Source organism: Synechococcus sp. A18-25c, assembly GCF_014280035.1.
Taxonomy (GTDB): domain Bacteria; phylum Cyanobacteriota; class Cyanobacteriia; order PCC-6307; family Cyanobiaceae; genus Synechococcus_C.
In genome coordinates this window covers 384,926-398,008 of sequence record NZ_CP047957.1, presented here as the reverse complement: position 1 = coordinate 398,008, position 13,083 = coordinate 384,926, and the positions used below count along the sequence as shown (strand labels likewise).

Below are 13,083 nucleotides of genomic sequence, written 5' to 3'. Positions count from 1 at the left end.
GCCTGCAGCAGATGGAGCGCATCAAGGCAATCGCATTGACGCCCGGTGCTGCAACCACGCTGAAGGACATGCCCGCGGATCTGCGGATTGGTCCAGCGTCGCAACTGCTGAAAGCCAACTGGACCCGCGGGGGCAACCTGCTGGTGATTGGCGCCATTGGAGCGGTTACAAGGCTGATTGCTCCTCTGGTGCAAGACAAGCACTCCGATCCTGCGGTTGTGGTGATGGATGCGCGGGGCGAGCATGTGGTGCCGCTCTTGGGCGGTCATTCCGCTGGGGCAGAGCAGCTGGCACGAGATCTTGCCGCCGCACTTGGAAGTCGAGCCGTTCTCACCGGTGATGCCAGCACACAAGGTCGCCTGGCACTGGATGCCTTTGGCGAGGCATGGGGTTGGAAGCGCGGAGGCGAAGCGAGCGCCTGGCATCAGCTGATGCAATCCCAGGCCATGGAGCAACCGCTGAGCCTGACGCAGCAAAGCGGAACAACGCTCTGGTCAACCAGTGCTGGCAGCCAACGACTCCATCATCGGGATGGCTCCCATCAATCTCCCGCCTTGAGCATCGGGGCTAAAACCGATGCTGCAGCCTGTCGTTGGCATCCCCCCACCCTCTGGATCGGCATCGGTTGCGAGCGCAACACCAGCCTTGGCCTGGTCGAACGTGCCGTCGCATCAGCTCTTGCTCAAGCATCACTGGCCCGGGAAGCGGTGGCCGGAATCAGCAGCATCGACGTCAAGGCCAATGAGCCAGCACTCATTCGCCTGAGCGAACAGCACGAATGGCCCTTTCGGCTGCACTGCGCTTCCAGTTTGGCGGCGGTTGCCGTGCCCACGCCTTCAGAGGTGGTCAACGCGGAGATGGGAACAGCATCGGTTGCGGAAGCAGCGGCTCTGCTGGCAGCAGGAGACGGCGCGCAGTTACGTCATCCCAAGCAAATCCTTCATGCCGATCCAGGCGAACAGGGTGCCGTCACGGTCGCCATCGCTGAGGCAAGCCAGGCCTTTGCACCTCAACGGGGCGAACTGCATCTGATCGGCAGTGGGCCAGGGGCCTTGGATCTGCTCACCCCCGATGCCAGACAGGCCCTCAGTCGGTGTGTGTCCTGGGTTGGTTATGGGCTGTATCTGGATCTGCTTGAGCCCCTGCGCCGCCATGATCAGGTGCGCGTGGATGGACAGCTCACACGGGAACGCGACCGGTGCCAGCAGGCCTTGGAGATGGCCCGTGAGGGCACCAAGGTTGCACTGGTGTCATCGGGCGACAGCGGGATTTACGGCATGGCCGGACTCGCCCTGGAATTGTGGATGGACCTTCCCGAGAGTCATCGACCGCTGTTCCAAGTTCACCCAGGCCTCTCAGCCCTGCAGCTGGCGGCGGCCAAGGCCGGAGCACCGCTCATGCATGACTTCTGCACCATCAGCTTGAGTGACAGGCTCACACCCTGGGAGGTGATTGAACGACGGCTGCACGCTGCTGCAGAAGGAGATTTTGTGGTGGCGCTCTACAACCCACGCTCCAAAGGCCGCGACTGGCAGCTGCAGCGAGCTATTGAGATCCTGCTCAAGGATCGACCTGCCACAACACCGGTGGTGATGGCCCGCCAACTCGGACGACGGGAGGAGAACGTGAGCCTGTTTCAGCTGGCTAACCTCCAACCGGAGGACGTTGACATGCTCACCGTGCTGGTGGTCGGCAACAGCAGCAGTCGGGTCATGGGTGGCCGCATGGTGACCCCCCGTGGTTATCCCGGAGCCGCGCTCAGTTGATGCCGGCCATTGCAGTCGGGATGACAGGATTCGAACCTGCGGCCCCTTCGTCCCGAACGAAGTGCGCTACCAAGCTGCGCTACATCCCGAAGGCCCGACTCTAGAAGATGACCTCCGTCCTGAAACCTGATTGGCTCCGCGTCAAAGCTCCTCAACGGGAACGCATCGGAGCCGTTGCGGACATGCTGCTTGACCTGAAGCTGAATACGGTCTGCCAGGAAGCCAGCTGCCCCAACATCGGGGAATGCTTCGCCGGAGGGACGGCCACATTCCTGATCATGGGACCCGGTTGCACGCGCGCCTGCCCTTACTGCGACATCGATTTCGACAAAAGCGTTCGGCAGCTCGATCCCACGGAACCTGAACGCCTGGGGGAGGCTGTAGCCAGGCTCGGCCTGAAGCACGTGGTGATCACCTCAGTGAACCGCGATGACCTTGACGACGGTGGCGCCTCCCAGTTCGTGGCCTGCATCGAACAGGTCAAACAGCGCTCACCGCTCACCACCATCGAATTGCTGATCCCAGACTTCTGCGGCAACTGGGATGCCCTCGCCACCGTGATGGAGGCAGGACCCCATGTGCTGAACCACAACATCGAAACCGTGCCTCGCTTGTACCGACAAGCCAGACCACAGGGTGAGTACGAGCGATCGCTGGAACTGTTGAAGCGTGTGCGTGAAGGCTGGCCCAAGGCATACAGCAAATCAGGACTGATGGTGGGGCTCGGGGAAAACGATGCGGAAGTGATCCAGGTGTTGCGCGACCTGCGTGCCCATCACGTTGACATCGTCACGATCGGCCAATACCTCTCACCCGGGCCGAAGCACCTAGCGGTGGACCGTTTCGTCACACCAGAGCAGTTCGACCACTACCGCGAGCTGGGGGAGGGTGATCTGGGGTTCCTCCAGGTGGTGAGCACACCGCTGACGCGCAGCAGCTACCACGCCGGAGAAGTGCAAAAGCTGATGCTCAGCCATCCCCGCTGACCAGACGCCAGCCAGGGCGAAGACAAGGATGGTTTCGGCTCCGGCTCACCAAGCCTGTGACACAGGCAAGGCATCGGCACAGACCGGGCGCCAGGCATAAAGCGACCAGGTCACCAGGCCGCGGAGAATCATTGGATCACGCGTCACCCAATCATGGGCGCTTTGGTAGGAGGGGGCCTCAAAAATCATCAAGCCACCGCCTCCGGGCTGCTCCTGGCCATCCACGAGAAAACCGCTGTAGAGCCTCCAGCCTTTCTCGCGCTCAGCATTCAACCAGGTGCGATGAGCATCGCAGTGGGAGCGACGCTCATCTGCTGAAAGTGCCCGCATGGATGGAGTAAACACCTCCTGCTTGACGAACCAAGGCATGGATCGGCAGCGATCAGACCGCCACGGCAGCCCGATCCAGCAAGCCCATAGCCTCACGTTCGCTGGGAGGAATGAGCACCTTGAACCCTGCCTTGGCCGCTGACCAATCCGCCAGCAGCGATGAGGCCTTCTCGCTACCTGTGGCAGCCACATGCAACTCGAGCAGTTGCTTCAGCAATGAGGCCTGCTCATCGGTAGTAATGCTGCACACCTCCACGATCTCAGGATTGACGCGGGGAGTAACCCGTTCGCCATCGTCGAGCAGGAAGGTCACGCCACCAGTCATGCCAGCACCGACGTTGCGTCCAGTGCTGCCGAGCACCACCACAACACCACCAGTCATGTACTCACAGCAGTGATCTCCAGCACCCTCCACAACCGCACGGGCTCCACTGTTGCGAACACCAAAGCGCTCACCGGCACGACCAAGGGCAAACAGTTCACCACCGGTCGCTCCGTAGAGACAGGTGTTGCCGAGAATTACCTGATCACCAGGGTTGGCGGTGGCATCAGCGGGCACCAAAGCGATCCTGCCGCTGTTCATGCTCTTGCCGACGTAATCATTCGCCTCACCCTCGAGCCGAACATTCATCCCTTGCACGAGGAAAGCACCGAAGCTCTGCCCAGACGCGCCACGGAAGGTCAGATCAAGCTGTCCGTTGAAACCACGGTTGCCGTGGCGTTGGGCAATTTCACCCGCCAGTCGAGCGCAGACACTGCGATCGGTGTTGATGATCTCCACACTGCGGCTGAGCGAACCATGGCTTTCCACCGCAGCCATCAGCTCCACATCAGCCAACAATCGGTCTTCGAGGATCGGGCCATTGCCATGGGCCTGAGCGCTGTGGCGAAGCCAAGAGCGATCCTCAGCACCATGGACTGGAGCGAGCAGGCTGGAGAGATCCACACACTTGGTCTTGGCCAGCTCAATCGATCGGGCCTTGAGCAGATCCGTGCGTCCGATCAGATCTTCAAAACTGCTCACACCCAGCAAGCTCATGAGCTGGCGCACTTCCTCAGCCACGTACCAGAAGAAGTTGACGACGTGCTCGGGGACCCCGGTGAAGCGCTTGCGCAGGTTCTCCTTTTGTGTGGCCACACCGACTGGGCAGTTGTTGGTGTGGCAAACGCGGGCCATCACGCAGCCTTCGGCAATCATCGCAATCGAACCGAAGCCGTACTCCTCCGCGCCGAGGAGCGCGGCGATCACCACATCCCAGCCGGTTTTAAGGCCACCATCGGCCCGCAACAGAACCCGATCACGAAGACCGTTCTCCAAGAGGGCTCGGTGGACCTCAGTCAGGCCCAACTCCCAGGGGCCGCCGGCATGCTTGATCGAGCTCAGCGGTGAGGCTCCAGTGCCGCCGTCGTGGCCCGAAATCTGAATCACATCGGCGTTGGCTTTCGCCACACCAGCAGCGATGGTGCCGATGCCGATTTCAGCTACCAACTTCACGCTGACAGGTGCTGCTGGATGGACCTGGTGGAGATCGTGGATCAACTGGGCGAGATCTTCGATCGAGTAGATGTCATGGTGCGGGGGCGGCGAAATCAAGGCCACACCTGGCTTGCTGTTGCGCAGCCAGGCGATGTACTTGTCCACCTTCGGACCTGGCAACTGGCCGCCCTCACCGGGCTTGGCCCCTTGCGCCACCTTGATCTCCAGCTGCTTACCACTGCGCAGATATTCAGCCGTCACTCCGAAGCGCCCTGAAGCCACTTGCTTGATCGCGGAGCAGGCGGTGTCGCCGTTGCGCAGTCCGCCGATGCTGGGGAAGGACGCCGATCGCCCCTCCCCATCGACGTCCTTCAACACCTGGAAACGGGCTGGGTCTTCACCGCCTTCGCCGCTGTTGCTCTTGCCGCCGATGCGATTCATCGCCACGGCCAGCACTTCATGGGCTTCACGAGACAGGGCGCCGAGGCTCATCCCACCCGTGCAGAAGCGGGAGCAGATGCTCTCCACACTCTCCACCTGATCGAGGGGAAGCGGGGTGGGCGCCAACTTGAACTCGAGCAGGTCCCTGAGGGCCATGACCGGTCGGTTCTCCAACAAGGCCTTGTAAGTGGAGAAATGGTCGTAGCCGGGGCCCTGTGCCACGGCCTTGTGCAGCGCCTTGGAGAGTTCAGGGTTGTTGCGGTGGTATTCCGCACCACTGCGGTACTGAACAAAACCCATGAACTCCAGCTTGCTGCGGTTCAGCTCGGGGAAAGCTTTGGCATGCATCGACAGGGTTTCATTGGCCAATTCGGCAAGGGTCATGCCTGCCACCCGGCTGGTGGTACCGCTGAAGGCGATCTCGATCACATCGGCACCAAGACCAATCGCCTCAAAGATTTGAGCGCCGTGGTAGCTGGCCAGCAGAGAAATTCCGATCTTGGACAGAATTTTGCGAAGGCCGTTTTCAAGGGACTCGCGCACATTGGCCTGCACCTGATCAGCGTCGAGGGCCGGCAGCTTGCCCTGCTCAATGCGTTTTTTGGTTTTGGGGTGCTCCAGCCAGTGACGGGTGGTCTCCCAGGTGAGCCAAGGGCAGACGGCACTAGCGCCGTAACCGATCAGGCAAGCCAAGTGATGCGTGCTCCAGCACTGCGCGGTATCCACCACCAAGGAGCACTGCAGCCTCAGCTTTTGTCGCAGCAGGTGATGGTGCACCGCCCCTACGGACAACAGCGATGGCATGGCCACCGTGGTGGGGGTGAGCGGAGTAGCGACCCCTGACGCATCGACACGGTCGGAAAGCACCAACACCTGAGCACCACCGCGGACTGCTCGTTCTGCGGCGTGGCAGAGAGCTTCGAGCGCAGGCTGCAACCCGCCGGCACAAGCTTCAACCGCGACTTGCGTGGACAAGGTCTGCACCGGCAGCCCCTGCTGGCTGATGGCCGCCAATTCGGCCTCGTTCAACACCGGGGTCTCTAGATGAATCACGGCGGCAGCCTCGGCCTGGGGCTTCAGGGCCGGTCGTCGTTCACCGAGATGCATCTCCAAGCTCATCACCAGCTTTTCCCGGAGCGGGTCGATCGGCGGATTGGTGACCTGGGCGAAGCGCTGCTTGAAATAGTCGAACAACAGGTGTGGCTTCTCGGAGAGCACCGCCAGTGGAATGTCATCCCCCATGCAGTAGGTCGGCTCTTTGCCGAGGGCCGCCATGTCTTCAATGATCAGATCGAAATCCTCGGCGGTGAAACCCATGGCGGTCTGCAAGCGCAGCAGATCGAGTTCACTGACCTGTTGATCCTGGATCCAAGGCTGCGGGGCCACGCTGCGGCGGTGCTGCTTCAGCCATTCGGCATAAGGGAATCGACGCGCCGCGTCCTCCTTGACAGACCAGTTGTCCAGCAACTCGCCGCGTTCCAGATCCACGGCCACCATCTGTCCAGGTCCAAGTCGCCCTTTCCTGACGATGGTCTTGCCGCTGAGATCCACCACACCGGTCTCCGATCCCATGATCACGAAGCCGTCATCGGTGGTGCACCAACGCGCCGGGCGCAACCCATTGCGATCCAACGTGGCACCCACCCGCTTGCCGTCGGCAAAGACCAACAGGGCCGGACCATCCCAGGGTTCCTGAATGCCCGCATTGAACTCGTACATCGCCGTCACATCGGGACGGCTGTCGAGGTCGGGCTGATTGCGGAAGGCTTCGGGCACCAGCGTGATCAGGCTGTCGGTGATCGAACGCCCGCTGCGCACCATCAGCTCCAAAGTGGCATCAAGGTTGGCGGAATCACTGAAGGCAGGGTTCACCACCGGAATCAGATCGTCGGCAGCTTCCCCCCAGACGTTCTCGAGGCTGGCTTCTGACGCCTTGGCCCAGTTGAGGTTGCCCAGCAGGGTGTTGATTTCACCGTTGTGGCCCAGAAGCCGCATCGGCTGCGCCAGGGGCCAGCGCGGCAGGGTATTGGTGCTGAAACGACGGTGATAAACCGCGAAACTGACGGCAAAGCGCGGATCCCTGAGGTCGGCGTAATAGTGCGCCAAGACTTCGGAACGCACCATGCCTTTGTAAACAACCGTGCGGCTGCTCAAGGACGCCACATAGAGGTCGTAACCACCAGAGGTGCCAAATTCGGCGCGGATGCGAGCTCCAATCCTGCGGCGCAAACGCAGCAGCTGACCTTCGAAAGCCGAGTCATCCGCGTGGCCATCAAGCACCCACTGCTCGATCACAGGCGCCGTTGCTCGCGCCATGGGACCCAGCACGGTTGGATCCACAGGAACGGTTCGCCACCCCAGCGGACGCAACCCCAAAGCACTGGCCTCCGCGTCACAGACGCGGCGAACATCCGCCCGGCAGCTTGCATCCGTGGGCATGAACATCATGCCGAGACCTTTCGCTGCAGCGGCTTCCGGCCAGACCTCTCGTAGATAAGCCCAGGGGATCTGACAGAGCACACCGGCACCGTCGCCCGAGTCCCCATCGCCGCCACATCCCCCCCGGTGCTCCATACAACCCAGACCACGCAAGGCCTGCTGCAAAACCCAATGACTGGTCTCACCCTGAAGATTCGCGAGGAATCCCACGCCGCAAGCATCCTTTTCACCGGCCACGGCCTCAGGCGCAGCACTGTCGCTGTAGGGCCAATGGGAACCGGGAAGGTGAGTCATGACCTGCAGAAAAGTCGGATGAACGCCGCAGCTGGATGCCTCATCCATACGCCGCACTATCAAATCCTAAGGATTGACCACCCCGGCTAGCGTTTTCGCATGCCTTTACCACCTCCTCCTCCCCCTCCTCCCACCATTGAGATTCGGGAAGCGGAGCAGAGCCAAGGCGATGCGATTCGCATCGGTGGAATCACCACCGAGGGAGCTTGGTCCTGGATCGGTGGCAACCAACGATCCCCTCGACAGCTTTGGATTCCCCTCGACATCCTCATCGGCAGGCTGGGATTCCACCGAGTCCAGGAGCGAGCGGGCGAGGCGCTCGAATGGTTCGGAGAGCGGCGCCTGCTGGCATCACTACCGACGCGCACCTTGGACGATGAGGTCGCCGTGGATGCCGCACCCTGGTTCAGATCTCTGAATGTGAGCAGCAGCAGAAACGGCGAGGTTTTATCGCTCACACTCCCCTCGCCACGCGTGCTCGCACTGCGTCAAGGCAAAGGCAGCACAGCAGGACGCCTGGTGCTTGACCTCAGTGGCCCGGCGCTGATGCAACGCAGGGATGATGACCTGCTCCTCGGAGTGAGGACAACCCCTGCACAGAACGCGCAGCTCAAGCGGATCGGACTGACCACGCGACGCCAGTCTGAATCGTTGGTTTTGATGGGCAAAAGCGAACAGCCAACGCTCACGTTGGCGGGGCCTTGGCGGATCGTGATCGATGGCCTGAACGCGACACAGAGTCCAAGCCCTTTGGCCCAAGGCAACCCGTTGCATGCGGCATTGATGAGCCCTGCGATCAAGACCGCGCAAGCTCAGGGACTGGTGCTCGATGTGCGAACCGTGCGCGTTGGGGTCAAACCGCTGCTCATCTACCGCGCTGGCACGCGCTTTGACAGCAACAACCTCAGCCTGCGTCCGCTGGCAGCCCAGGGATCCCAGACCGGACTCCGCTATCTGACGCAGTTGGCGCAGCAGGAACGGGCTCTCACCGCTGTGAACGGTGGGTTTTTCAATCGAGTGCGTCAACTCCCGCTGGGTGCCATTCGCGTCGATGGCACCTGGGTCTCAGGCCCGATTCTCAACCGCGGTGCGGTCGGCTGGTCCATCGGCCAGCCCCTGCTCTTCGACCGCTTGCAGCTGGATCAGACCCTCGAGGTCGCTGGAGGACGTCGATGGGATCTCGGCCAGCTCAACAGCGGCTATGTGCAGCGGGGGCTGAGTCGTTACACCCGCGCCTGGGGGCCGGTTTACACAGCGCTCAGTGGCGAGGAGAAAGCCATCTCCATCCGCGCTGGGAAGGTCATCGGTTTGCACGATGGAGCCGCATTGATACGCGGCGTGCCTCTTGCCGCCGGCAGCTCCTTGATCGTGTCGCGGGCGGGAGTAGCGCTGCCCGCAAAGCCAGGGGATCAGGTCAGCATCAACCTTCGACCCTCAAGCCCAGTCGGCCAACAACCTCAGATTCTTGGGGGAGGCCCCTTGCTGTTGAGGGGGGGCCAGGTGGTGCTGAAAGGACGTCAGGAAGGCTTCAGTCAAGGGTTCCTTTCCCAATCAGCCCCTCGCACTGTGGTGGGACAGGACGACAAACGCGTGTGGCTGTTCACCCTGCGAGGTCGTTCCGGCAGCGATCCCACGTTGTTGGAGACCACACTGGCCTTGCAGCAGCTGGGGATTAGCGACGCCCTCAATCTTGATGGCGGCAGCTCCACCACCTTGGTGGCGGCCAACCACACCTTGATGACCGGTCGCGGCGTCACACCCCGCATTCAGAACGGGCTTGGCTTTGTCCGCCCCTGAACGCGATGCTGCGAAACTCAATACACCGTCGTGCCGCAGACCATGGGAGCCGTGCTGCAGATCACCGCAACCGCCGCCGCTGAGTTGGGCCGCCAGGCCGCGGTTGCTGGCACCCCAGGTTTGATGCACCTCGATCTCACCAAGGGGCACTGCGAACAGAACGTGATTCGCCTGCAGCCAGGGCATCTCGCTGGCACTCCCGTTGCCCGGGCTGATGGCGTGACACTCCACGCCCCCGAAGCGCAGCTCAAATTGCTTGAAGGGCTGACCCTCGACTACCGAAGCGACATCAGCGGGGGAGGCTTTTTGATCCTCAGCAGTGATCAAGTGCGCTGCTGCGCCTGCGGAAGCGCCTTCAGCCGGATCTGAAAGGAACAGGGAAGGCGACCCGGTAAAGTGATGGATTGTCGAACCAGGTCGGATCTCCGGCCGCCACGCGACCGTCGATGCCAACCATCCAGCAACTGATCCGCACTGAGCGCCAGAGCTCTAAGGCGAAAACCAAATCACCCGCCCTGAAGGCCTGCCCCGAGCGCCGTGGCGTGTGCACCCGCGTGTACACCTCCACACCCAAAAAGCCCAATTCGGCCCTTCGCAAGGTGGCCCGTGTGCGCCTCACCTCCGGATTCGAGGTGACCGCTTACATCGGCGGCATTGGCCACAACCTTCAGGAGCACTCGGTGGTGCTGATTCGCGGTGGTCGTGTCAAAGACTTGCCTGGCGTGCGTTACCACATCATTCGCGGAACGCTTGACACCGCCGGTGTGAAGGACCGTCGCCAGTCCCGCTCGAAGTACGGAGCCAAGACTCCCAAGGAGTGATGCCATGCGGTCCTCATCGGGACCGCCCCGTAACCGTCACCCCCAACACCCTGTTCTTCATTCAGATCTGACAGTCCATGTCACGCCGTAACGCCGCCGTTAAGCGCCCGGTTCTTCCTGATCCTCAGTTCAACAACCGCCTCGCCACCATGCTGGTGGCTCGGTTGATGAAGCACGGCAAGAAGTCGACCGCACAGCGGATTCTTTCCGATGCGTTCAGCCTGATCGGCGAGCGGACCGGCGGTGACCCCATCGAACTGTTCGAAACCGCTGTCAAGAACGCCACTCCCTTGGTTGAGGTGCGTGCACGTCGTGTTGGTGGTGCGACCTACCAGGTGCCCATGGAAGTGCGCCAGGAGCGGGGCACAGCCATGGCTCTGCGTTGGCTGGTGAGCTTCTCCCGTGCACGCAACGGCCGGAGCATGGCCCAGAAACTGGCTGGTGAACTGATGGACGCTGCCAACGAAGCGGGCAGCGCCGTTCGCAAGCGCGAAGAAACCCACAAAATGGCCGAGGCCAACAAGGCTTTCGCCCACTACCGCTACTGATTCCTTACAGGACAGCCATCAACACGAATGTTCATGGCTGACCTGTAGAGTCTCACCCGCCTTTTCACGCCCCACCCCGGAGAATTCCTGTGGCCCGCGACTTCCCCCTGGAACGCGTCAGAAATATCGGTATTGCCGCGCATATTGATGCTGGCAAAACCACCACGACAGAACGGATCCTGTTTTATTCGGGTGTGGTTCACAAGATCGGCGAGGTTCACGATGGCGCCGCAGTGACCGACTGGATGGCCCAGGAGCGTGAGCGTGGCATCACCATCACAGCTGCAGCAATCTCCACCAGCTGGAAGGATCACCGCATCAACATCATCGACACGCCTGGGCACGTTGACTTCACCATTGAGGTGGAGCGCTCGATGCGTGTGCTCGATGGAGTGATCGCCGTGTTCTGTGCTGTGGGCGGTGTTCAGCCCCAATCGGAAACCGTTTGGAGGCAAGCCGATCGCTATTCCGTTCCCCGGATGGTGTTCGTCAACAAGATGGACCGCACCGGTGCGGATTTTCTTAAGGTCCACGGCCAAATCAAAGATCGCCTTAAGGCCAACGCAGCACCGATACAGCTCCCCATCGGAGCTGAAGGGGAACTCAGCGGCATCATCGACCTCGTCGAGAACAAGGCACACATTTATAAAGATGACCTTGGACAGGACATCGAAGTGACCGATGTTCCTGAAGACATGAAGGATCAGGTTGAGGAATGGCGCAACTTCCTGATGGAAGCCGTCGCCGAGACCGACGAGGCCCTGATCGAGACGTTCCTGGAATCTGGCGAACTCAGCACTGAAGAGCTGAAGAAAGGCATCCGTGAAGGCGTGCTGAAGCATGGTTTGGTGCCGGTTCTCTGCGGTTCCGCCTTCAAGAACAAGGGCGTCCAGCTGGTTCTCGATGCCGTTGTCGATTACCTGCCTGCGCCGATCGACGTTCCTCCCATCCAAGGCGTGCTGCCCGATGGCAAGGAAGCCGTCCGTCCGTCTGACGACAGCGCACCCTTTAGCGCTCTGGCGTTCAAAGTCATGGCCGACCCCTATGGCAAGCTCACTTTCGTCCGGATGTATTCCGGCGTGCTCGAGAAAGGCAGCTACGTGCTCAACTCCACCAAGGGTGAGAAGGAGCGCATCTCCCGCCTCGTGGTGCTCAAGGCGGATGACCGCGAGGAAGTTGACGCCCTGCGCGCCGGCGATCTTGGTGCCGTGCTCGGACTGAAGAACACCACCACAGGTGACACCCTGTGTTCCTCTGACGCTCCGATCGTCCTGGAGACCCTGTTCATCCCTGAGCCTGTGATCTCTGTGGCTGTTGAGCCCAAGACCAAGGGCGACATGGAGAAGCTCTCCAAAGCGCTGGTTGCACTGGCTGAGGAAGATCCCACCTTCCGCGTCAACACCGATGCGGAAACTGGTCAGACCGTGATCGCCGGCATGGGCGAGCTGCACCTCGAGATTCTCGTGGACCGCATGCTGCGAGAATTCAAAGTGGAAGCCAACATCGGCGCTCCTCAGGTGTCCTATCGCGAAACCATCCGCAGCTCTGCTGGTGGTGAAGGCAAGTTCTCCCGTCAGACCGGTGGTAAGGGTCAGTACGGTCACGTTGTGATCGAAATGGAGCCCGGCGAGCCTGAATCCGGCTTCGAATTCGTCAACAAAATTGTTGGCGGCGTGGTCCCCAAGGAATTCATCAAGCCCTCTGAAATGGGCATGAAGGAAACCTGCGAGTCCGGCGTGATTGCCGGATTCCCCATGATCGACGTGAAAGTCACCATGGTCGATGGTTCATACCACGATGTGGACTCGTCGGAGATGGCGTTCAAGATCGCCGGCTCCATGGCTTTCAAAGATGCGGTCAAGAAGTGCAATCCTGTGCTTCTTGAACCGATGATGAAAGTTGAGGTCGAGGTCCCCGAGGATTTCCTCGGCTCGATCATCGGTGACCTGTCCTCCCGTCGAGGACAGGTTGAAGGTCAGGCAATTGACGATGGCACGTCGAAAGTCTCGGCCAAGGTGCCCCTGGCCGAGATGTTCGGCTACGCCACCGAGCTCCGATCCATGACCCAGGGTCGGGGTATTTTCTCGATGGAATTCAGCCACTATGAGGATGTTCCTCGCAATGTGGCCGAGGCCATCATCTCCAAGAATCAGGGCAATTCCTGATCTCTAAACACTCTTAATT

The 13,083-nt window shown here is 61.0% G+C and carries 9 protein-coding genes and 1 tRNA gene; 7 read left to right on the top strand and 3 right to left on the bottom strand.

The features are described 5' to 3' along the window. The first annotated feature begins 11 nt into the window (after positions 1 to 11). Positions 12 to 1,766, top strand: coding sequence for a precorrin-3B C(17)-methyltransferase (gene cobJ, locus SynA1825c_RS01910; RefSeq protein ID WP_186470953.1), 1,755 nt, complete (start codon positions 12 to 14; stop codon positions 1,764 to 1,766). Positions 1,767 to 1,781: 15 nt separating this feature from the next. On the opposite strand, the gene SynA1825c_RS01905 is transcribed toward cobJ, so the two are convergent. Beyond that, positions 1,782 to 1,855, bottom strand: a tRNA-Pro gene (locus tag SynA1825c_RS01905). Between the two features lie 18 nt (positions 1,856 to 1,873). On the opposite strand from SynA1825c_RS01905, the gene lipA reads away from it, so the two are divergent. Next, complete coding sequence (gene lipA, locus SynA1825c_RS01900; protein ID WP_186470047.1) at positions 1,874 to 2,752, top strand: lipoyl synthase; 879 nt, start codon at positions 1,874 to 1,876, stop codon at positions 2,750 to 2,752. Positions 2,753 to 2,797: 45 nt separating this feature from the next. Here the strand turns inward: lipA and SynA1825c_RS01895 are convergent, their stop codons facing one another. Both SynA1825c_RS01895 and gltB read right to left on the bottom strand, forming a co-directional pair. Next, the gene (locus tag SynA1825c_RS01895; protein WP_186470046.1) at positions 2,798 to 3,121 is read right to left on the bottom strand and encodes a YciI family protein; all 324 of its coding nucleotides are present in this window, start codon (positions 3,119 to 3,121) and stop codon (positions 2,798 to 2,800) included. A 13-nt stretch (positions 3,122 to 3,134) separates the two neighbouring features. Then, positions 3,135 to 7,733: a glutamate synthase large subunit gene (gene gltB, locus SynA1825c_RS01890; protein WP_186470045.1), complete on the bottom strand. Its 4,599-nt coding sequence runs from the start codon at positions 7,731 to 7,733 to the stop codon at positions 3,135 to 3,137. Positions 7,734 to 7,832: 99 nt separating this feature from the next. Between gltB and SynA1825c_RS01885 the strand changes: the two genes are divergently transcribed. The 5 genes from SynA1825c_RS01885 (at position 7,833) to fusA (ending at position 13,064) form a co-directional block, all read left to right on the top strand. Beyond that, positions 7,833 to 9,530, top strand: a complete 1,698-nt coding sequence (locus tag SynA1825c_RS01885; RefSeq protein ID WP_186470044.1) for a phosphodiester glycosidase family protein — start codon at positions 7,833 to 7,835, stop codon at positions 9,528 to 9,530. 42 nt (positions 9,531 to 9,572) lie between these two features. After that, positions 9,573 to 9,899 (top strand): AIR synthase, encoded by a 327-nt coding sequence (locus tag SynA1825c_RS01880; RefSeq protein WP_186470952.1) that lies wholly within the window; start codon positions 9,573 to 9,575, stop codon positions 9,897 to 9,899. A gap of 77 nt (positions 9,900 to 9,976) precedes the next feature. Next, a complete protein-coding gene (gene rpsL, locus SynA1825c_RS01875) occupies positions 9,977 to 10,351 on the top strand; it encodes a 30S ribosomal protein S12 (RefSeq protein ID WP_186470043.1) in 375 nt (124 codons plus the stop codon). Between the two features lie 77 nt (positions 10,352 to 10,428). Then, positions 10,429 to 10,899, top strand: coding sequence for a 30S ribosomal protein S7 (rpsG, locus tag SynA1825c_RS01870; protein ID WP_011932305.1), 471 nt, complete (start codon positions 10,429 to 10,431; stop codon positions 10,897 to 10,899). An 89-nt stretch (positions 10,900 to 10,988) separates the two neighbouring features. Beyond that, the gene (gene fusA / locus SynA1825c_RS01865; RefSeq protein WP_186470042.1) at positions 10,989 to 13,064 is read left to right on the top strand and encodes an elongation factor G; all 2,076 of its coding nucleotides are present in this window, start codon (positions 10,989 to 10,991) and stop codon (positions 13,062 to 13,064) included. Positions 13,065 to 13,083 lie beyond the last annotated feature (19 nt).